10 protein-coding genes are annotated in these 20,899 nt (G+C 54.7%); 3 read left to right on the forward strand and 7 right to left on the reverse strand.

The features are described from left to right. The first annotated feature begins 19 nt into the window (after positions 1–19). Positions 20–2,638, forward strand: coding sequence for a replication restart helicase PriA (gene priA / locus VGM48_RS25125; RefSeq protein WP_331583789.1), 2,619 nt, complete (start codon positions 20–22; stop codon positions 2,636–2,638). A gap of 16 nt (positions 2,639–2,654) precedes the next feature. On the opposite strand, the gene VGM48_RS25130 is transcribed toward priA, so the two are convergent. The 3 genes from VGM48_RS25130 to VGM48_RS25140 are packed head-to-tail and all read right to left on the reverse strand — an operon-like array spanning position 2,655 to position 9,837. Then, the gene (locus VGM48_RS25130) at positions 2,655–4,625 is read right to left on the reverse strand and encodes a DUF3857 domain-containing protein (RefSeq protein WP_331583791.1); all 1,971 of its coding nucleotides are present in this window, start codon (positions 4,623–4,625) and stop codon (positions 2,655–2,657) included. Next, positions 4,622–6,538 (reverse strand): DUF3857 domain-containing transglutaminase family protein, encoded by a 1,917-nt coding sequence (locus VGM48_RS25135; protein WP_331583793.1) that lies wholly within the window; start codon positions 6,536–6,538, stop codon positions 4,622–4,624. The genes VGM48_RS25130 and VGM48_RS25135 overlap by 4 nt, the downstream gene beginning before the upstream one ends. Then, positions 6,535–9,837 (reverse strand): hypothetical protein, encoded by a 3,303-nt coding sequence (locus VGM48_RS25140; protein ID WP_331583795.1) that lies wholly within the window; start codon positions 9,835–9,837, stop codon positions 6,535–6,537. The genes VGM48_RS25135 and VGM48_RS25140 overlap by 4 nt, the downstream gene beginning before the upstream one ends. A gap of 69 nt (positions 9,838–9,906) precedes the next feature. Between VGM48_RS25140 and murB the strand changes: the two genes are divergently transcribed. Then, complete coding sequence (murB, locus tag VGM48_RS25145) at positions 9,907–10,911, forward strand: UDP-N-acetylmuramate dehydrogenase (protein WP_331583797.1); 1,005 nt, start codon at positions 9,907–9,909, stop codon at positions 10,909–10,911. A gap of 9 nt (positions 10,912–10,920) precedes the next feature. Then, positions 10,921–11,439, forward strand: a complete 519-nt coding sequence (locus tag VGM48_RS25150; RefSeq protein WP_331583799.1) for a hypothetical protein — start codon at positions 10,921–10,923, stop codon at positions 11,437–11,439. Between the two features lie 34 nt (positions 11,440–11,473). Here the strand turns inward: VGM48_RS25150 and VGM48_RS25155 are convergent, their stop codons facing one another. The 4 genes from VGM48_RS25155 to VGM48_RS25170 all read right to left on the reverse strand — a co-directional run bounded on the left by VGM48_RS25155 (position 11,474) and on the right by VGM48_RS25170 (position 20,822). After that, the gene (locus VGM48_RS25155) at positions 11,474–13,006 is read right to left on the reverse strand and encodes a sigma 54-interacting transcriptional regulator (protein WP_331583801.1); all 1,533 of its coding nucleotides are present in this window, start codon (positions 13,004–13,006) and stop codon (positions 11,474–11,476) included. Between the two features lie 23 nt (positions 13,007–13,029). Further along, entirely contained in the window at positions 13,030–14,127 is a 1,098-nt protein-coding gene (locus VGM48_RS25160) for a vWA domain-containing protein (protein WP_331583803.1), read from the reverse strand. Positions 14,128–14,225: 98 nt separating this feature from the next. Further along, positions 14,226–17,522, reverse strand: coding sequence for a DUF2723 domain-containing protein (locus tag VGM48_RS25165; RefSeq protein WP_331583805.1), 3,297 nt, complete (start codon positions 17,520–17,522; stop codon positions 14,226–14,228). Positions 17,523–17,549: 27 nt separating this feature from the next. Next, positions 17,550–20,822: a DUF2723 domain-containing protein gene (locus VGM48_RS25170; protein WP_331583807.1), complete on the reverse strand. Its 3,273-nt coding sequence runs from the start codon at positions 20,820–20,822 to the stop codon at positions 17,550–17,552. Between the last annotated feature and the right edge of the window lie 77 nt (positions 20,823–20,899).

Genomic DNA, 20,899 nt, shown 5'->3' on the forward strand with positions numbered 1-20,899 from the left:
GCTGTAACTTTGCACCCCCATGTACGCGGAAGTCATCATACCCCTGGCATTGCCCAGGAATTACACCTGGAGCGTTCCTGAGCAATGGCGTGCCGTCATCCGGGAGGGGTGCCGCGTAGAGGTCGAACTGCGGAACAAGAAATATGCAGGCATCGTCAAGCGGCTGCATGATGAAAAGCCGTCAGCCTTCGAGCCAAAAGCGATCGGCAACGTGCTGGACAACGAACCCGTCATCCACCCCGCGCAGGGCAAACTCTGGGAATGGATCTCCAACTATTATCTCTGCAGCGAAGGCGAGGTGATGGCCGCGGCGCTGCCCGCGCATTTCAAACTGTCGAGTGAGACGATTCTTGTTTTTAATGAGGAGGCCGGCGAAGATCTCACGCATCTCGACAATGAAGAGTTTGTCGTGGCCGAGGCCCTGCAGATAAAAAAAGAACTGAAGCTGACCGATGTTCAGGAACTGCTGGATTCCTCACATGTCTATCCCGTGATCAAGCGGCTGATCGAAAAGAAGGTTTGTTTCGTATGGGAGTCGTTAAAAGAAACCTATAGCGCGAAGAAAGAGAATTATGTCGTGCTCAACCCCGAATTCAGCAATGAAGACCGGCTTGCCGACCTGCTCAACAACTGGAGCCGCGCCCCCAAGCAGATGGAATTGCTGCTGGCCTATCTACATCTAAGCAAGACCGAAGGCGATGTTACGCGGGCAGAACTGCTGAAGAAGGCCGGTGCTTCGGATGCGCAACTGAAGGGACTTGTCGACAAACAGATTGTCCGCATCGAGCAGCGGGTGGTGGACCGGATCCATTACCTGCCGAAAGATATCCGCATCGATTTCGAGCTGACCCCGGCCCAGCAGCTGGCTTTTGACGCCGTGAACACCGTCTTCGAGCAACGGGCGGTTTGTCTGCTCCACGGAGTGACGTCGAGCGGGAAGACCCTGGTGTATATCCGGCAGATGGAGCAGGTGATCCGCCGCGGGCAACAGGTGCTTTATCTGCTGCCCGAGATCGCGCTGACGGCGCAGATCATCCGCCGGCTCAAGCAGCATTTTGGCGGATATATCGGGATCTATCATTCGAAGTTCAGCCAGAACGAACGACTCGAGATCTGGAACAAGATCCGGACGGGGGAGCTGAAGATCATTCTGGGCGCCCGGTCCGCGTTGTTCCTGCCCTTCAGCGATCTGGGTCTTGTCATCGCCGACGAGGAACACGATCCTTCCTATAAGCAGCAGGAGCCGGCGCCGCGGTATCATGCGCGGGACAGCGCCATCTATTATGCTTCGCTTTTTGGGGCGAAGGTGTTGCTGGGCAGTGCGACGCCTTCGGTGGAGACGTATTATAATGCGACTACTGGCAAATATGGATTGGTGGAATTGATGGAGCGATTTGGAGCGGGAAAGCTGCCGCTCATAGAGATCGTCGATACGAAGGCGCTGCGGTTTGCCAGGAAGGTGGAGAAGAAGAAAGAGGAGGAGCCCTATAGCGGGGCGTCCTGGTTGACGGACCTGGAGAGCGGTGCGAGGAAGGCAGCCGGCGACCGGGTAGATCGGGATGCGGCAGAAGGCAGTGTACGGGGCAATTCGGCAGATGACCAGGAGGAGCGTGACCCCGCGACGGGGGCCAGGGATAACGGCAAACCCATCCTCAGCCCGGCGCTGCATGCCGCCATCGAACGGGCACTTGGAGTGGGCAAGCAGGTGATCCTCTTTCAGAACCGGCGGGGATATTCGCCTTATCAGGTCTGCGAGGTCTGCGGCTGGATCCCGCAATGCCGGTATTGCGATGTGTCGCTGAATTTTCACAAACTGACCAATAAGCTGCATTGTCATTATTGCGGCACCGTATATCCGCCCGTGCATACCTGCGCCGCCTGCGGCAACCACCGGTTTGTGCAGCGGAACTTTGGGACCGAACGCATCGAAGAATATCTGGAAGAAGTGTTTCCCAAGGCCAGGGTGGCGAGGATGGATGTCGACAGTGTGCGTGGCAAGACCGCGCATGACACGCTGATCCAGCAGTTTGAGCAGGGTCGGGTGGATATCCTTGTCGGGACGCAGATGGTCGTGAAGGGACTGGATTTCGAGAACGTGAGCGTGGTAGGCATCCTGGATGCCGACAGCCTGCTGCATTTTGCCGATTTCCGGGTCAACGAGCGGGCGTTTCAGATGATGGAACAGGTGAGCGGCCGGGCCGGCCGCAAGGACGGCGAAGGACTTGTCCTGATCCAGGTGGCGGATACCACCAACCCCGTCTTAGGCTATGTGCAGGCCCATGACTACGGCCATTTTTACCGGCAGGAGATCGCGGCGCGGCATCAATTCGGCTATCCGCCGTTTACCCGGGTCATCCGGGTGACCTTCCGGCACCGCGACAAGGAGGTGGTGCAGAGTGCGGCACAATTTTTTGCCAACAATATGAAAAAGGACTTCGGCGCCTGGCTGGTGGGGCCTGCCGAACCGGTGATCGGCCGGGTACGCAATCAATACCTGATGGAGCTGCTGCTCAAGCTGCCAAAAGATGGGCATACGATCGCGTTCGCCAAGCAGGTGATCCAGCAGCAGACGGCGATGGTACAGAATGCCAGACACTGGCGGAGCGTGGTGATCATCCCGGATGTGGACATGTTGTAGCCGGCGGCTTCCCCCGTTATTTTTTCTCCAGTACGAGCACTACCTTGGTGAAATCCGCGGCAGCATTGATTACTTTTTTAAAGTTATCGTAGTCGGCCAGCGGATACGCGGTTTGCTTATAGGTTTCGAGGATGTGGACGCGAAGCGTATCCCCTTCTATTTTGTATTCCGATACAAATCCCAGTACAGGATTTCCGCCGGCAGGGTATTCATGGCTTTCGACGAGATCGTCGGGGTTCTTCACTTTGTATCCGGCCGGAATGATGAAGTCGACAAAGCGTTCGAGCGTGTGTGGAAAAGCCACCTGTAACGGGAATTGCCGGGGTTTTTCCTGATACATTTCCTCCTGTTTGCCGATGACTCCCCCGATTTTCAGCAGCAGATTCCTGCCTGCATTTTCGAGCAGTCCTTCCGAGTGAATGGTTGCTTCCATGACAAAGGGTTTATCATCGGTGTAGCTCTCGAAATCCGCATTTTCCACGTTGGATGTGATGATCCGTTCGCTATTGGTAGTGGATCTGGCCATTTCTTTCAACATCGTACGCCGGTCATCGGGATTGGATAATGTATAGGCTGCCCGGTAGCCGATGGATAGATAGCCTGCCAGGGTTTCCCTGACCTTTGCGATGACGGTATCCGAAGCGGGGTCCAGCTGCAGCGAGACGTCGGTGCGATGATAGCTTTTTGTAACGTCTTCGAGCGGGACATTCCGGATAGCGGCAATGGCGGTGGTATAGTTGCCGATGGTTGTTGTCTGACAGTAAAAGGCGTCTTCGGCCCCCCAATAGGGATTGATCCAGGGATATCGGAATGTCGGCAGGGTGGGAGCGAGATATTTGCCGGTACCCGGGAAATAGAAGAGGATATCACTCGTATTGTTCCAATTTTCAAATGATCGGTCGATGACCAGCTCGTTTCGGTTACAGGTGAGAACGATCTGGTTGCCGACGCCCAGCTTTTGAAAGATGCCCGCATAGAGCCGGACGATCCCGTAGGTGCTGGCGATCTTGTTCTTTATCATCCATTCGATATTCGAAGCATTTTGCATGTCGATATCGTTGCGGCTGGTGAATTGTTTCTTGAGGTAGTTTTCTACCGCGATGATCTTTTGGCGGGCATCGGGAAGCTTTTGCCAGCCGTTGGCTTCGATGAGATCGCCGATCCGGTTCAGGTCTTTCTCGGTGAAGACCTCGTAGTTGCTGTGTATCCTTTGTGCTAACAGGTTCCAGGTATTGATCCGGGCCGAACCGTTTGAGTTGGCTTTGTTATAAGAAAGCCGGTACTCGATCCTTTTGAGGTTGGCATCATAGGCGGCATATTTCTCTTCTTCCGCGCCGGGAATGTCTTTTAACCGGATGTTGTAGGCCGTTGTTCCGGCATGACTGGTATCCGTGTCGATGCGGATGTCGCTGTTGTATCCTTTTAGCTGGAAGATCAGTCTCGATGGACAAAGGATCTGGAGACGGGCATCGAGGATCGGGAATTTTCCCTGTATCGTCTCCCGGCCAAAGTAGTCGGGTTTACGTCTGATGGTGTAGAAGTATTCCACTTCAGCGCCTTTTTCCAGGCCTTCCAGGGCGAAGATCTTGTATTTGCTGCCGTCCTCATCCTGGTAATCCTTCATGTTCTCTTTCCGTACCTCCATGATGACGCCGTTGGGGAGCACGGCTCGTGCCCGCATGTCGATGATGTCGGTGCTGTCGGTATAGCCCAGGTATACCTTATTAAACGATTCGATACCCTGGTCGTCATTGAGGTGGACGATCCGGTGAAAGCTGCGATATTCGCCGACCTTGTCGGCTCCTTCATCGATAAACTCAACGCGGCGGTTGTCGAGCAGGATGACAGCCGACTCTTTTTTTAATGGGTCGTTGATGGGGTGAAGAGCCGGTTTTTCGGTCCATTGTTCATGGATGATCGCAGGTTTCTGGGCGATGGCATCGAGGCCCAATAGCAGGGCCGACAGAAATATAAGGTTATTTTTCATGGGTTCTTTTGCAGGCTGACGGTTGAATGATAAAGGGGAAAGAGATTTTCGAGCACCTTGTTCCAGTCGGCGAACTGAGAGGGTTGGAGCAAAAGATGATCGTTGTCGAACTCCTGCGTGAAAATAAGCTGCCGGCCCCTCTTTTCATAATTCATCGTGAAACCCCAGACGGCGTTGTGATAGGTCTTACCGGGCGGCAGATAAGTTACCTCGTATCCGGCGGGGATATTGAGGATGACGACATATATGCGCTGCCCGTAGAAGGGGAATTCGATGGGCATGGTCCGTTTGGGGTAGTCGATCTCCTCGTGCAGGTATGACTTGAAGAGATTCATATTAATATACCATTCGCTACCGATCTGGCGGGCATAGTCCTGAAGAGTGAAATCGCCGGTCAGCCGGATATGGGCGTGATCGCCGCGGTCGCCGATGCGGAAGGAGTCGAGGTTGAATTTGTCCGAACCACGGCGAAAACGGGGCTTTAGCAGCTGATCGATCTCTTTTTCGTTGGAATAGATCAGCAGATCCTGCAGGATATTGGAATAATATCCATAGTGGTCGATGCAAATATGTCCTTTCAGCCCGCCGGCGGTGAGATCGATGGTCGTCGTATCGATGAGCCGGTTCATCTCTTTTGCCGGGATCGGCACGGTAAGGATCTTATAGGTGCTGTCGTCCATTGCGACCAGGGCCTGTTTGTCCTGGATGCCTGTGGAAGGCATCCCGAAGATGCAAAAAGGATCGGTCCCGTCGAGGAAGATATAGCGGTCATTCAGGCGGATCGTGCTGATCATGTGATTATCCACCAGCGGCAGCGGAGTTTCGGTATAGGTATAGGGAAGGCTTCGGGTGCCGATCCAGGTATACCAGGCGGGGATGCCGGCGGTGCGAAGCATCAGAGTCAGGATGCTGCTCATGTCCTTGCAATCACCAAACTTCCTCGTACAAACCAGGTTGGCATCCCTCGGGACAAATCCTTCCATACCCTGTTCGAAGGCGATGTATTTTATATTTTGTTGTACCCAGGCGTATATGTTGCGGGCCTTTCCCTCGGGATCAGGCGCATTTTTGCAAAGGGAATCTACAATATGCTGCAGTTCGGGTCCGGTTTCTTTGTTGATATCTTTCAGGTAGCCGAGGTAAAGATGGAAGAGATCGTCGGGGCTGCTGAGATACGGGATGGTCGTGCCGTGTTCGTCCACATATTTTTCGATATAGAAGACGACATGGGCGGCATACCAGCGGATGTCGGGGGCGTCATCATAAGGCCTGCCTGCCGCCACGCTATCCGCCTGAAAGGTATAGGTCGTCTCTCCGTGCCGGGTTTCGAGGGTAAACCGGATGCGCGCGGTATCGTTACCCTTCAGCAGATAACGGATCTGCATATCTTTTGGAAAGGTGATCTTGAGTTGGGAATGGATAACGGGGACTGCCCAAGAGAAGAAAAAAGGCGATAACAGATGCGGGTCTTTATCCAGCATGGTCGTCTCGAGGGTACCGATGGCTCCAGGCGCCAGAGCGGGAAAATCGAATGTGGTTTCTTTTACGTCATCATAAAAGATACTGTTGGATTTGCTGTCCGTCGTTTTGAAATTGGTGACTTTGATCTTTTTCGCGTCGGCCGTGAGCGTATACGCGGAGTACTGTTCCAACTGGTGAAATCCGCTGTGGGAGAATCCGAACCGGCTCATCCGGGAGTTTGCCTGCGCTGAAAGGTAGAGCAATTGCTGTTTTTCCTCGCTTTTTACGAGCGGCTGACCGTCCTTCAACGTTATCACATAATGAACGGAATGTTCCAGCATTACTTCCTGCTCGCCCGGGAATTTGCTTTCTATGGAACGCGTCTGGCCTTCGGAAGGCAGAGCGGGAAGGGCGCCGATGGCAAGAAGAAGAATATAAAAAAGGCGACTCATTTTTTTGCAGATAACAAGGTCCCAAAATAGTAATGATCTGTTTCCAGCAGGCGGCCATCGTCATCGAATAGCCGGGTCTCGCCGTTGGGTACATCGCAGTAATAATTCCACTCTTCCCTGACGATGCCTTTGTCATTGTATACGCGGTAGGGACCCTGAAGATCGTCGTGGACGTAGTTGGACGATATTTTGATCTTGCCGTTGGAATGATAGACGATATTTGCGCCCTCCGCGGCTCCGTTCTTCCAATGGATGACGGACCGCAGTTGTCCGTTGGTATAGTAGAAGCTTCGCTCACCGTCGAACACTCCTTCCCTGTATTCGAACGCGGCAGAAGGCTTGCCATTTGGGAAATAGGTTCTTATCTTGCCGGACTCGAAAGGAATGGGTATGGCGGGCACGAGACTGTCTTTGCTATCCAGGTAGGAATAGGCCACCGGATCACCATGGAGATAGGTCATCGCATAGATCAGGGTGCCATCGGGATCGTATTCTTTTGCGACCCCCTCTTTTTGGCCGTCCTTAAACGGCGTCACGGTCTCAATCTTACCATTCTCGAAATAGTCTGTCTGAATACCATCGAGGTCTCCCCGGACAAAGGATTCCGTCTCGCGAAGGGTACCGTTGGCGTAATAATATTTCCACAGACCGGTCTTTTCCCCAAAGGCATATTGACCTTCGGCGGCGGGTATACCGGAATGATACCAGGATTTATAACTGCTATCCTGCAGGCCTCGGGTATAATGGGCAAGCTCAGATGGCTTGCCGTCAAAATACCACTGGCGGTATGGCCCGGCCAGTTTGGATCGTTGATATTCGCCTTCGATGCGCGCCTGTCCATTGGCATAGGTCATGCGAAGCTTGCCCGTCCCGGTAGGGGAGCTGAAGCGGCTGAGCACCTTACCGGTGGTATCGTATAGCGTATATTCCGTCAGCCAGCCCGTTTTGAATTTGAGTTCAAAGGTCTTCCGGCCATCCGGCGCATAACTTGTTTTGTATCCATCCAGATCGTCGTCCAAATAATAGGAGCTATCCGTTATGTCGCCCATTTCATTGAAGTCGATCCAGTAGCCTTCGCTGCTACCCTGTCGATACCATCCTTGCTCCTGCAGTTGACCATGTCGGAAGTAGCTGCGATGATAGCCATCCATCTTTCCGGCAGAATACATGGTCTCGGTCCTTTTTATCCCGTCGGGATAGAAGGTGGCTGAAAGACCTTCCTGCCGGCCGCCAGCATACGCGTCGGTGCCAAATATCTTACCCGATTTGTAATAGGTGATCAGCGTATCGGTGATATCGTCATTGTCATTGTACGTCGCTTCCCAACGCTTTGAGCCATCGGGAGAATATTGTGTCAGCCGGATCGCTTTTTTGCTATTGTCGCGGATGGATTCACCGATCAATTTTCCGGCCTTATCATAATACTGGGCTTTTTGCAGGGACTTGCTATCGTAGTGGAGCAGGGCATATAGTTTGGCGTCCTCGTCAAAATATTTCGCGTCCCCGATCATCTTACCGGCTTTTACCGAATAGGTGGAGCTGACGGCCCCATTGTCATAATACTCCTCGCGGGTGCCATCGTTCTGGTCGTTGACGAAACTGGTCACCAGCTTTAGCCGGCCATTGGGATGCCACCATTTCCAGATCCCTTCCTGTTTCCCGGCTTTATATTCTCCCTGGCAAAGCAGCTGGCCGCCGGGATAGAATTTTTGATAGGTTCCTTCCGCATCGCCATTTTTATAACCCGTCAAGGCTTCCGTCGTCCCATATTTGGACAGGGACCTGGTGATGCCATCGAGCTTGCCGGCCTTGTACCGTTCGATCAGATTGGTGTCGCCGTTGTTCCTGAAGTAGATCTTTGTGCCCTCCGGTGATCCGTTATTGTAGCGGGTGAAGGTCCGGGGGGTGCCCACATAATAGAATGTGGCGGATTCGCCATCGAGAGAATCATTTTTGTACCAGGAATGGGAAGATGGCACGCCATTGGCGAAATAGTAGGTCTCTTCCCCTTCCTGCTTCCCATTGCGATAGAATTCCTTTCCCCGCGGACTGCCGTTGTAATAGTACCAGGTGAAGTTTCCCTCCCTGCCGCCGGTAGTATTATAACTACCCTTGCCTTTGAGATTGCCGGGGCCGTAATATAAGGTCCAGGGGCCCTCCCGCTTTTCTTCTTTTCGGTCATAGGCGCCATAACCGGTGAGATTGCCGTTCGACCGGCTCCACATCATGGTGTCCGTTTGTCTTTTGGCGTAGTTTAGCTCTCGGGTCGTGATGATCCTGTTGAGGTAATCGACCAGATCGGAAGTCAGGTCATCCAGGTCTTTCTTATGTTTTTTGATGTAGTCCTGAATGATGGGGACCTTGACGTCGAGAAAAATGCGGTTGACCAACACTTCGAAGCGATTGCCCGTATACACCGACTTAAACCAGGGGATATAGTATTGCATCCAGAAATCGTTGTCGTCTTCCCGGTATTCCATTTTTTCGAATAGGACCTGGATCTGGCGGGAGATGGGGTCATCCAGCTTCGGCAACGGAACGTAGCCCTTATTCAGCGCTATCCCCGATTGTACGATCTGCTCCAGCAACTGATAGCTTTCACCGGGCTCTTCCTTTCGACGGCTGACAACTGCCTGGACCGAGTCGAGGTTCCTGGCGATATTGTTCATCCATTGGATGCAGGAGGAGTGGAAACTGCCCTCGGGATCGAGGGTGAGATAACCTATGAAGCTCAGGAAGGCGGGGATCACCTTGCCCTGTTTGATCGCGCAGTAGCCCAACTTATAGTGACCGCTGTAGGAATAGGGATTGATCAGCAGGCATTGCTTGAAGACGGCTTCGGCTTCGGCAAACCGTTCGAGTTTGATGAGGGCTGAACCTTTATTCAGATAGAAAAGGGAAAAGGCGGGATATATCCGGATAGCGGAATCGTATATGCGGATCGCGTGTTCGCTGGAATCCCATTCGTTATAGATGTTGCCATATTGGTTGTACAGCCTGGGCTCCATTTCGGGGTCGGAGCCGAGCGCCAGGGCTTTTTTGGTATATTCGAGGGCTGCATTGAATTGGGTATCTTCGAGGTAGCTGGCGCCGATACCAAAGAGGCCTTTGACATAGTTGGTGTCGTTTTTGTCGATCTTCCGGTAGATGACGATGGCTTTCTTGTATTGTCCGGAATCGTAGAGCTTGTCGGCCTGCTGGAGGATGTCGCCTGATACGATCAGCGGATTATTTTCCTGGGCGTCCGTAGCCTGTGTCAGTGACAAGGCACAGGCAAGGATAATGAACAACTTGGTCATGAAGGGAGGTTAGGGGTGTTACTTTGACAATATACAGATATAACGAAAAAGTTACGCAAAAATATATACATGATGGTACTTAATGAGAACCAGTCTTTAAAGAGCTATAATACCTTTGGCATCGACGTGAGCGCGCGATGGCTGGCGCGGTTTGCTTCGGCCGATGAGCTGGGCGAGGTGGTGGACTGGGCGGGCAACCGGCGGCTACTGGTGCTGGGTGGGGGGAGCAACGTGCTGTTCACCGGTGATGTGGATGGCGTGGTGCTGCTGAATGAGGTGAAGGGGATCCAACTTTTGAACGAGGACGAAGACTATGTATATGTCCGCGCCGGGGCCGGGGAGAACTGGAACGGGCTCGTGCAGTATTGCATCGGCCGGGACTGGGCGGGGCTGGAGAACCTGTCGCTGATCCCGGGCAATGTCGGCGCGGCGCCCATGCAAAATATCGGCGCGTATGGAGTGGAGATCCGGGATGTGTTCTGGGAGCTGGAGGCCTGGAGTCTGGAGGAGCGGAGGGTGAAGACGTTTACATCCAGTGATTGCGAATTCGGGTACCGGGAGAGTGTGTTCAAGCGGCGGATGAAGGGGCAGTTTGTTATTCTGTCCGTCGTGCTGAGGCTGCGCAAAGAGCCCATCTTTCATACTTCGTATGGGGCACTCCGGGAGGAGCTGGCAGGCCGCGAGCTGAGCATCCGGGCTATTTCGGAGGCGGTGATCCGGATACGGCGTTCGAAGTTGCCTGATCCGGCGGAGATCGGGAATGCGGGGAGCTTTTTCAAGAACCCGACGGTGCCGGTGGCGGTGCATGAAGAATTGAAGGGGAAGTACCCCGGGATCGTTGCCTATCCGACGGAGGGTGGGGGAGTCAAGCTGGCGGCAGGCTGGCTGATCGAGCAGTGCGGCTGGAAGGGCTTCCGGCGGGGTGACGCGGGGGTACATGCGCGGCAGGCCCTGGTGCTGGTGAATTACGGCGGGGCCAGCGGTGGGGAGCTATTTGCGCTCAGTGAAGAGATCTTGCAGAGTGTCAGATTAAAATTTGGGGTGGAGCTGGAACGGGAGGTGAATATTTTATAATATTGGGGAATGCACCCCTACCTCCTCTTCGCACTGCTTTTTACGGGTATTCTTTCTTCTTACGGCCAGGATAATGCGCCACCGGCAGATCCGATTGCGCGCGATGCGATCTTCGCCGAGCTCGGCGGGGAGGGCATGATGCTTTCGGTCAATTACGACCGGCGGTTTACAAAAAGTAACGATGGATTTGGATTCCGGGTGGGGATCGGCTCCAATCTGGGAAGCCAGCCCACGATCGTCACGATCCCGATGGGGATCAACTGGCTGGCGGGCCACGGGGGGAATTTCATCGAATTCGGCGCGGGATTTACCGTGCTGGCGATGTCGGGGCTTGACTTCAATCACCGGTTTAACCTCGGCGATAAGACCTATATGAGTGATGTGCACAGTTTAATGGGAAACATGTCACTGGGCTACCGGCGGCAACCCAAACACGGCGGGCTTAACCTCCGCGCCGGCTTTACTCCGTTTGTCGGCGCCGGCGCGGCAGGTATTGTTCCTTATTTCAGTCTGGGATATTCGTTTTAAAGAACGGCGCCCGCCTTCGGCGGGCGCCGGAGAATTAATTAAAATCGTCGCTTTCGATGTCTTCGTCCTCATTGCCGAAGCCGCTGCCGGAAGAGCCCAGGTTGACCATCGATCCGATAAGGTCTTTGAACTCGATCTTTCCTTCCACCACTTTCTTACTGATCAGCGAATAGGCGGCCAGGCCGTGGAGAACAAACTCCATCAGCAGGGCGGCTTCGCGTTCGTTAACGTGTTTGAAGTATTTCTTAACGAGAGCGTGCAGTCCCTCCACTTTGTACAGCTGCTGGATCTTTTCCGCGTCGGGCGTGTTGAAGAAGAGGTTGAGATGGTTGCCCTTGTCGAACCAGTGGGTGACCGGCCGGAAGGGGTTGTCGTCACGGGCATCCGCTTTGCGTTTCTTCAGCGTATCGGGATTGGGGAAGTAGTTGATAAACTGTGAACGAAAGGCTTTCTCCAGCAGGTTAAAGGCCACCTGGTAGGGACCTTCCTGCTCCCCTTCGTAGACGAGTTCTATTTTCCCGGTGATGGAGGGGATGATGCCGACGAGATCGCTCATCCAGACCGGTGTCTCCTTTTCGTTGTTGAGGATGGCGCGGCGCTCGGCGGCGCTGACGGCGTTCTCGAAGGCGGCGATGGTCAACCGGGCGGAGACGCCGCTTTTCTTGTCGACGTATTCGCTGGTGCGGGCTTCGAAGGAAACCTGTTCGATGAGGCGTTTCACCAGATCGCTGATGATCACGCGGCCTTTTTGTTCTTCGTGGATATCCGCTTCCTGTTCGGTGATGGCCAGGGCCATTTCGATGGTGCGGGGGTAGTGGGTGAGGATCTGGCTTTCGATGCGGTCCTTGAGGGGCGTCACGATGGAGCCGCGGTTGGTATAGTCTTCCGGGTTAGCCGTAAAGACGAAGAGCATGTCGAGGGGCATGCGAAGTTTGAAGCCGCGGATCTGGATATCCCCTTCTTCTAAAATATTGAATAAGGAGACCTGTATACGAGCCTGTAAATCAGGTATTTCATTAATTACGAAAATGCCGCGATTGCTTTTTGGGATGATGCCGAAATGGATCACTTCTTCGTCGGCGAAGTTGAGACGGAGGTTGGCGGCCTTGATGGGGTCGATATCGCCGATGAGGTCGGCGACGCTGACGTCGGGGGTGGCCAGTTTTTCTCCGTAGCGGTCGCCGCGGGGCAGCCAGGAGATGGGGGTGTCATCGCCTTTTGTGGCGACGAGGTTGCGGGCGAATTTAGAGATCGGGCGGAAGGGATCGTCATTGATCTCGCTTCCGGTGACAAAGGGGACATATTCATCCAGGAGATCGACCATCTGGCGGGCCATACGGGTCTTGGCCTGTCCGCGGAGACCGAGGAACAGGATATTATGGCGGGAGAGCAGCGCCCGTTCTGTATCCGGGATAACCGAGTCCTCATAGCCAACAATACCCGGAAAAGTGTTTTCTTTGTTCTTCAGTTTGCGAATAAGATTTTCTCTTATCTCTTCTTTTACGGATCGGTTTTTATAGCCGGCTTTTTTCAGTTGTCCAAGTGTAGTGATCTTTGTTATGTCCATTTCCTTGTTTTAGTGTTTTCGCGCTAGTATACCGTTTTTCGCTTCCCGGATTCGAAGTCGCGGAAGATAAAGCTGCCGAGACGGTCGAGGGAGGCGAAGAAGGCCTTTCCATTATTTGTTTCCGTGAATTCGTTGACGAATCGTTGCAGATAGGGGTCGCTGGCGATCATGAACGTCGTGATGGGGATCTTTAGCTTCTTGCATTGCGCGGCCAGGTTGAGGCAGCGGGACGTGATCTTGCGGTCAAGGCCAAAGCTATTTTTGTAATACCGTTTCCCCACCTTCAAACAAGTAGGTTTCCCGTCGGTGATCATGAAGATCTGCTTGTTGGCATTGCGCCTGCGCCGAAGGATGTCCATGGCTAATTCGAGGCCTGCGACGGTGTTGGTGTGATAAGGGCCCACCTGCAGATAGGGAAGGTCTTTGATCTCTACCGGCCATGCGTCATTGCCGAAGACGACGATGTCCAGGGTGTCCTTGGGATATTTCGTGGTGATGAGTTCGCTAAGGGCCATGGCCACCTTTTTGGCGGGGGTGATCCGGTCCTCGCCATACAGGATCATGGAGTGTGAGATATCGATCATCAGCACGGTGGAGGTCTGGGCTTTGTAGTCCGTCTCCCGGATCTTCAGGTCGTCCTCCTGGATGTTAAAGGCTTCGATCCCATGGTTGATCTGCGCGTTGCGGATCGATTCGGTGAAGTCGATCTGCTCCAGCTGGTCGCCGAAGCGGAAGGGGCGGGTCTCGGGGTTGGCTTCGTCACCGCCACCGGGCTTGAAGGTATTGTGATTGCCCTGCTTTGTCTTTTTCAGCTTGCCGAAAATCTCTTCGAGCGAACGGCGGCGGATACCCTGTTCCGTTTTTGGGGTGATGGTGATCTCACCGGTCTGGTTGTTCTCGTCGATATAGCCTTTGTCTCTGAGGTCTTCGATAAAATCCCCCATGCCGTACTCGTCGTCGGTGAGTTGGTATTCTTTGTCCAGCTGATTCATCCATTGCAGCGCTTCGCCCACGTCTCCGTTGGTGTAGCTGAGCAGTTGCATGAAGACATCCAGCAGTTGGTCGAATTTGGGCTTGCCTTCGTCGTTAGGATCGTATCGTTTGAAGTGATGGCCTATCATTTGGTACAATTTACAGATTAAAAACAACTTATTCGATGAAATGGTTCTGTTGGAAATGGGTACAAAAAAACCCGCCGGAGCGGGTTTTTTCGAGTGTCTTACTTAGCAGGCTGTTGAACCTGTGGGGGTTTGCCGTGGCCGAATTGTCGATCCAGGTCGTCCAGTTGCATTAACATCTGGTAAGTGGTGAAGATATCCTGCGCTATGCTCCCTCCCTGGCGTTCGGAGAGATTTCCGCCTTTGCCCTGCAGGGCCATTTGGGCGTTGATGGCCAGTTGTTCGTTGGTCATATTCTCGCCGAGCGAAGCGTAGTATCGCATCTGCTGGCTCAGATCTTTTTTCAGGGAGGCGGCGACCTTTTGGGCCAGTTGCAGATCACCGGACTGGTAGCAGGCTGCCAGGAAGGTCATCGAGATGCGATCGTGCTGGTTACCGCGGTTGGAGGTCATCCCATACGGGAAGTTGGGTTCATAGACGTTCTTGTCGAAGTGTTCCAGCAGGTTGCGGGCAGAATCCTTCTTCCCTTCTTCGATGAGGCTCATCGCCAGCTGGGCGTGGGCGGCACGCAGGGTATTGAGATGGCGGCGGTTTTCCTCGTCGTAGTAGACGCCAGGTGTGGCAGCATTGCCAAAACTGAATTTGGTCATCATGTTGTTGTAGGCCACGGGGTTGTTGTAGAACCCTGCGTTGACGTTCTTGCCTTCCACCGGTACGAGGCGGCCGGCGAGGCCGTCCTGCCGGATGTATTTGGTCAGCCCGAGGTCTTCCAACTCGTAGGTCGAGTTGAAGCAGATGGGCCGTTGCCATTTATTGGCCGCGATGATGGCCAACACGGCCAGCTCATTCTTGAAAAGATAGTTCTTGTTCTTGGAGATGTCGAGGTGTAATTCGCTGACGATGCTGTCACCGGGCATTGCCGTGCCGTTGGCGCGGACGACATTGGCGTCCACGGGGACGGACAATTTGCGGGTGGGCAGGAAATTATAGACATCACCCTCGTCGGAGGAGGTCTGATAGCGCGAGTCATCGCTGCCGACGACATTCTTCAGGACGTCGTACAGATCGTAGTATTTGTTCGGGTCGAAACCGTTTAGCGCGTTGATGACGACGGCATCGCGGGTATTACCCTGGATCTGTTCGGGGGTGAAGAGCACGTCGGTGGGGGCGCTTTCGTTTATCTTATAACGTAACTGGTTGATATACCAATCGGTACCCAGCAGGCTATAGTTCATGACGCGGACGTCGGGGCGGATGCCCTCCACTTCCTGGGCGTACCAGAGGGGGTAGGTGTCGTTGTCGCCGAAGGAGAAGAGGATCGCGTTTGGCGGGCAGGATTCGAGATAGTCCTTACCGATGTCGCGGGCGAGGGTCTTCTTGCTCCGGTCGTGGTCATCCCATTCCTGGCTGCCCATCAGCATCGGTACGGCGAGGAAACAGAGACCGGCGGCGGCATAATTGGCCAGGCCGGCATTTCCTTTGAACGCGGCTTTTTCAAAAGTCTCTTTAACCCAGATGACGCCCAGCCCGATCCAGATGGCGAAGGCATAGCAGGCGCCGGCATAGGCGTAATCCCGTTCGCGCGGCTGGTAACCGGCCTGGTTGAGATAGACGACGATGGCGAAGCCGGTAAAGAAGAAGAGCAGTCCCGTGACCCAGAAATCTCCCTTGTTGCGGGTGGCCTGGAAGACCAGCCCGATCAGCCCGAGGATAAAGGGCAATAGGTACATGCGGTTATAGGACTTGTTGTTCTTGTGGATGGAGTCGGGCATGGCGCTTTGGTCGCCGTATAAAAAATTATCGATGAAAGGGATGCCGGTGATGGCATTACCGTCCCGGATGTTGCCGAAACCTTGCAGATCGTTTTGCTTGCCGGAGAAGTTCCACATAAAGTAACGGAGGAACATGACCCCGTTCTGGTATTTGAAGAAGTACCGGAAGTTGTCGAGCATGGTAGGGTTCTCGCCCTCGGCGATGCCGCCGAAATTGCGATAGCAGTCTACCTGGCCGCGGTCGTTGCCTCCGTCCCACATGCGCGGGAAGATATGCGAGGAGGGCGTATTGCCCCAATCGCTGCCATAGACCTTTCCGGCCACTTCGTATTTATCCTTTCCTTTTACATAGAGGGGGCCGGTCTCCACGCGGGGAGCGCGGTCCTGGAAGTCAGGGCCGTAGAGGATGGGCCAGTCGCCGTATTGGTCGCGGCTTAGGTAGCCCACGAGGCTGTTGGGGTTATCCACGTTGTACATGTCCACGCCCGGATTGGCATTGCTGCGGATAAGGGTGGTGAAATAGGTGGAATAGCCCAGGAGCATAAAGCCGAAACACCAGAGGGCGATCTTGAATTTTGGCAGGGCCTCTTTCTTTAAAATATACCCGGCCAGCCAGGCGACACCCAGGCCGATGATCAGCCGCAGGAAGCGTCCGCCGCCCGAGCCGCTGAAGAGGGCAGGGATCATGATGATCAGCACGAATGCGAAAAACCAGATGCGGAGGCGGTTGGCGGTAAGGGTCTCGCTTTTGAAGGTAAGTCCCCAGGCGAGAAGGGCGGCCAGCAGGAAGAAATAGACTCCGAAGCCCGTGAAGAAGGGCATGCCGAGCGAGTTGACAAAGAAGATATCGAGTGCGCCGGCGCCTTTGATGGTGTATTGGATCACGATGATCTGTACGATGCCGGTGACCAGGCAGCCGGTGAGAAAAGCGAGGATGGTCCCCCAGGTGGTGGGGCGGAAGCGTTTGAAGTAATAGACCATCACGATGGCGGGGATGGTCAGCAGGTTGAGCAGGTGGACCCCGATGGAAAGCCCCATCATGTAGAAGATGAAGACGATCCATTTGTCGGAACCCGCTTTCCCGGAATTGTGTTCCCATTTGAGAATCGCCCAGAAGACGAGGGCGGTGAAGAAGGCGGAGGAGGCGTATACTTCGCCTTCGACGGCGCTATACCAGAAAGAGTCGCAGAAGGTATAGGCGAGGGCGCCGACGACGCCGGCGGCCAGGATGGTAAAGGTCTGGCGGCTGTCGGGTTCGAGATCGGGATTGTAAGCTCCTACGGCTCCGCCGGCCTTGGGAGCACCCTGCATCACCAGCTTTCTGGCGAAGTGGGTGATGGTCCAGAACAGGAAAAGAATGGAGAGGCCGCTGGCGATGGCGCTCATGAAGTTGACACCGCGGGCGGCCGTGTGGGGATCGTCACCAAAGAGGATAATAAAGAAGCGGCCCATGAGTACGAACAGCGGGGCGCCGGGCGGGTGGGGGATCTGGAGCTTGTAGCAGCTGGAGACGAACTCTCCACAGTCCCAGAAGCTGCCGGTGGGCTCCATGGTCATGACAAAGACAGTGCAGGCGACGAGTCCCACGATCCAGCCGACGATGTTGTTTACTCTGTTAAAACGCATTGGTATTGAGAATTTTTCGCGGTAAAATTAAGGCTTTTCTGATGGGGCGGGCAGGCCCGGATTATTTTGTTTTTCGAGTTCGGCGATCTGCAGGATCATCCGGTAGGCGGACAGAATATCGTTGGCGAAATATTTTGTTTGGATATCGGAAAGATTACCGCCTTTCCCCTGCATCAGCATGTTGGCGTTGACGGCCAGCTGTTCGTCGCTCATGGGCGTTTCGCTGAACGAACCATAGTAGCGCATCTGCTGGGTAAGATCTTTTTTCAGCGACGCCGCCACTTTCTTCGCGAGCGGGAGGTCGCCCGCCATATAGCAGGCCTGCAGGAAGTCGAAGGAGAAATAATCGTGCAGGTTACCCTGGTTGGAAGTCATGCCATAGGGCATGTTCGATTCGAGCACATGGTGGTCATACTGCTCGAGGACGCGGCGGGCGGAGTCTTTCTTCCCGGCCATGGCGAGGCTCATCGCCACCTGGGCATGGGTGAACTTGATGCTGTTGAGATGACGGCGATTCTCTTCGTCATAGTAGACGCCGGGGACATTCGCATTTCCATAGGCGAATTTCTCCATGATCGTCTTATAGGCCGCGTCGTTGTCGACGTTGCTGCCTTCGATGGGGACCAGCTGATAGGTCATGCCGCGGAGCCGGACGTATTTATCCAGACCGAGGTTTTGGAGATCCTGGGGTGAGGTGAAGCAGATGGGTCTTTTCCACTTGCTGCCGGCGATGACGGCGAGCATGGCCAGATCGTTTTTCAGCAGGTAGCGGCGCTGATCCGGGATATCGATCTGCAACTGGGAGAGGACGCTGTCGCCGGGGTGGACGGCGCCTGTGCTGCGGGCCGCGGCGGAGTCCACCGGCAGGGTGAACTTATGGGTCGGTATGAGGTTGATGGTCGATCCGTTGTCCGCGGCGGTGCTGTAGCGCGGGTCGTCGCTGGCGACGACGTCTTTGAGTACCGAATAGAGATCGTAGTGTTTGGTCTGGTCGAAGCCGGGGACCTTATCGCTGAAATAGGCCACGTTGCGTTTGTCGCCCGCGATCTGTTCGGGGGTGAAGATGATATCGAAGGGGGCGTTCTCGTTGACTTTGTAGCGCAGCTGGTTCATATACCAGTCGGAACCCAGCAGGGTGTTCACCATGACGCGGACGTCGGGGCGGATGCCTTCGACCTCCTGTGCATACCAGAGAGGATAGGTGTCGTTGTCGCCAAAGGAGAAGAGGATGGCGTTTGGCGGACAGGACTCGAGATAATCTTTTGCCAGATCCCGGGGGAGGGTCTTTTTGCTGCGGTCATGGTCATCCCATTCCTGGCTGCCCATCAGCACCGGTACGGCCAGGAAGCAGAGGCCGGCGGCGGCGTAGTGGGCGAGAGCCGGTTGTTTCAGGAACCGGGTGAAATAATGGGCCGCGGCGAGGACGCCGAGTCCGATCCAGATGGCAAAGGCATATTCGGAGCCGGCGAAGGCGTAGTCCCTTTCACGGGGCTGGAGGCCGGCCTGGTTGAGATAGATGACGATGGCGAAGCCGGTGAAGAAGAAGAGCAGCCCGGTGATGACGAGATCGTTGCGGGAGCGGTAGGCCTGGAAGATGAGCCCGATGATCCCGAGGATCAGCGGGAGCATATACATGCGGTTGTAGGATTTGTTCTTTGCGTGGATGGTGTCCGGCAGCTTGCCCTGGTCGCCGAGGAAGGCGTTGTCGATAAACGGGATCCCGGTGATGGCGTTGCCGTCGCGGGGGTTGCCGAAGCCTTCGAGATCGTTCTGTTTTCCGGAGAAGTTCCACATAAAATACCGCAGGTACATCCACCAGTTTTGGTACGTGACGTAATAGCGGATATTGTTCGCCATGGTGGGATTGTCGCCATCGGCCACTCCGCCGAACGATTTGTAGGTGTCGACCTCATGGCGATCGTTCTGGGAGTTCCACATGCGGGGGAAGACATGGGAGGAGGGGGTGTTGCCCCAGTCCTGGACAAGCATCTTTCCTGCGACCTCATATTTGTCCTTTCCTTTTACATAGAGATCCGCGCCTTCGACGGTGGGCGCCTGGTCCTGGAAGTCGGGACCATAGACGATGGGCCAGTCGCCGTACTGTTCGCGGCTGAGATAGCCGACGAGGCTGACGGGGTTGTCCACATTATACATATCGACGGGGGTGTCCGCGTTGCTGCGGATCATCGTGGTGAGGTAGGTGGAATAGCCGAGGAGCATGAAGGAGAAGCACCAGATGGCCAGTTTGAACCAGCGCAGGGCTTCTTTTTTTATCACGTAGCCTGCGAGCCAGCCAATGCCGAGGCCAAAGAGGATCTTGACGATGTAGAAACCACCGCTGCCGTGGGACGACCCGATAAGGACCGGGGAGGCGATGACCAGGATAAAGGCCATCAGCCAGATGCGGATACGGTTGACCGTGATGGTCGCCTGTTTCAGGAGGAGACCCCAGGCGAGCAGGGCCGCCAGCAAGGCGAAATAGAACCCGAAGCCGCTGAAGAAAGGCAGGCCCAGGGAGTTGACGAAGAAGATATCGAAATACCCCGCGCCTTTGATCGTATACTGGATGACGATCACCTGGACGATGCCGGTGATAATGCAGCCGACAACGAGGGCGAGGATGGAGCCCCATAGGGTGGGGCGGTGGCGTTTGAAATAATAGACCATTACGACGGCGGGGATGGTCAGCAGGTTGAGCAGGTGGACCCCGATGGAGAGGCCCATCATATAAAAGATAAAGACGATCCACTTGTCGGAACCCGCTTTGTCGGCGTTGTGCTCCCATTTGAGGATGGCCCAGAAGACGAGGGCGGTGAAGAAGGCGGAGGAGGCGTATACTTCGCCTTCGACGGCGCTATACCAGAAGGAATCGCAGAAGGTATAGGCGATGGCGCCGACGACGCCGGCGGCCATGATGAGAAAGGTTTGCTGACCGTCGGGTTCGGCGGCCGGGCCGGCGCCGCCGGGTAGGTTGGCGTTCCGCATAACGAGTTTACGGGCGAAGTGCGTAATGGTCCAGAACAGGAAGAGGATCGAGACCCCGCTGCACAGCGCGCTCATGAAGTTGACGCCGCGGGCGGCAGTATGGGGGTTATCACCGAAGAGGATGATAAAGAAGCGGCCCATCAGGGCGAATAGGGGGGCGCCCGGGGGGTGGGGGACCTCCAGTTTATAGGCGCTGGAGATAAATTCGCCGCAATCCCAGAAGCTTCCGGTCGCTTCCATGGTCATGACGTAAACGGTTGTAGCGAAGAGACCGACTATCCATCCTACGATGTTGTTGACTTTGGTGAAACGCATGGGTGGGCTTTTTCTGCTTTTGGGCACGAATTAAGGTCAATTAGGGGAATTTTCCATAATAGAAGGCTGGTTTTTTG

Origin of the sequence: Puia sp. (assembly GCF_036500295.1) — a bacterium.
Lineage (GTDB): Bacteria > Bacteroidota > Bacteroidia > Chitinophagales > Chitinophagaceae > Puia.

Bases quoted from the DNA above. Each gene is read 5' to 3' on its own strand.
- priA (WP_331583789.1), top strand. From the start codon at position 20: ATGTACGCGGAAGTCATCATACCCCTGGCATTGCCCAGGAATTACACC.
- VGM48_RS25130 (WP_331583791.1), bottom strand. From the start codon at position 4,625: ATGAAAAATAACCTTATATTTCTGTCGGCCCTGCTATTGGGCCTCGAT.
- VGM48_RS25135 (WP_331583793.1), bottom strand. From the start codon at position 6,538: ATGAGTCGCCTTTTTTATATTCTTCTTCTTGCCATCGGCGCCCTTCCC.
- VGM48_RS25140 (WP_331583795.1), bottom strand. From the start codon at position 9,837: ATGACCAAGTTGTTCATTATCCTTGCCTGTGCCTTGTCACTGACACAG.
- murB (WP_331583797.1), top strand. From the start codon at position 9,907: ATGATGGTACTTAATGAGAACCAGTCTTTAAAGAGCTATAATACCTTT.
- VGM48_RS25150 (WP_331583799.1), top strand. From the start codon at position 10,921: ATGCACCCCTACCTCCTCTTCGCACTGCTTTTTACGGGTATTCTTTCT.
- VGM48_RS25155 (WP_331583801.1), bottom strand. From the start codon at position 13,006: ATGGACATAACAAAGATCACTACACTTGGACAACTGAAAAAAGCCGGC.
- VGM48_RS25160 (WP_331583803.1), bottom strand. From the start codon at position 14,127: ATGATAGGCCATCACTTCAAACGATACGATCCTAACGACGAAGGCAAG.
- VGM48_RS25165 (WP_331583805.1), bottom strand. From the start codon at position 17,522: ATGCGTTTTAACAGAGTAAACAACATCGTCGGCTGGATCGTGGGACTC.
- VGM48_RS25170 (WP_331583807.1), bottom strand. From the start codon at position 20,822: ATGCGTTTCACCAAAGTCAACAACATCGTAGGATGGATAGTCGGTCTC.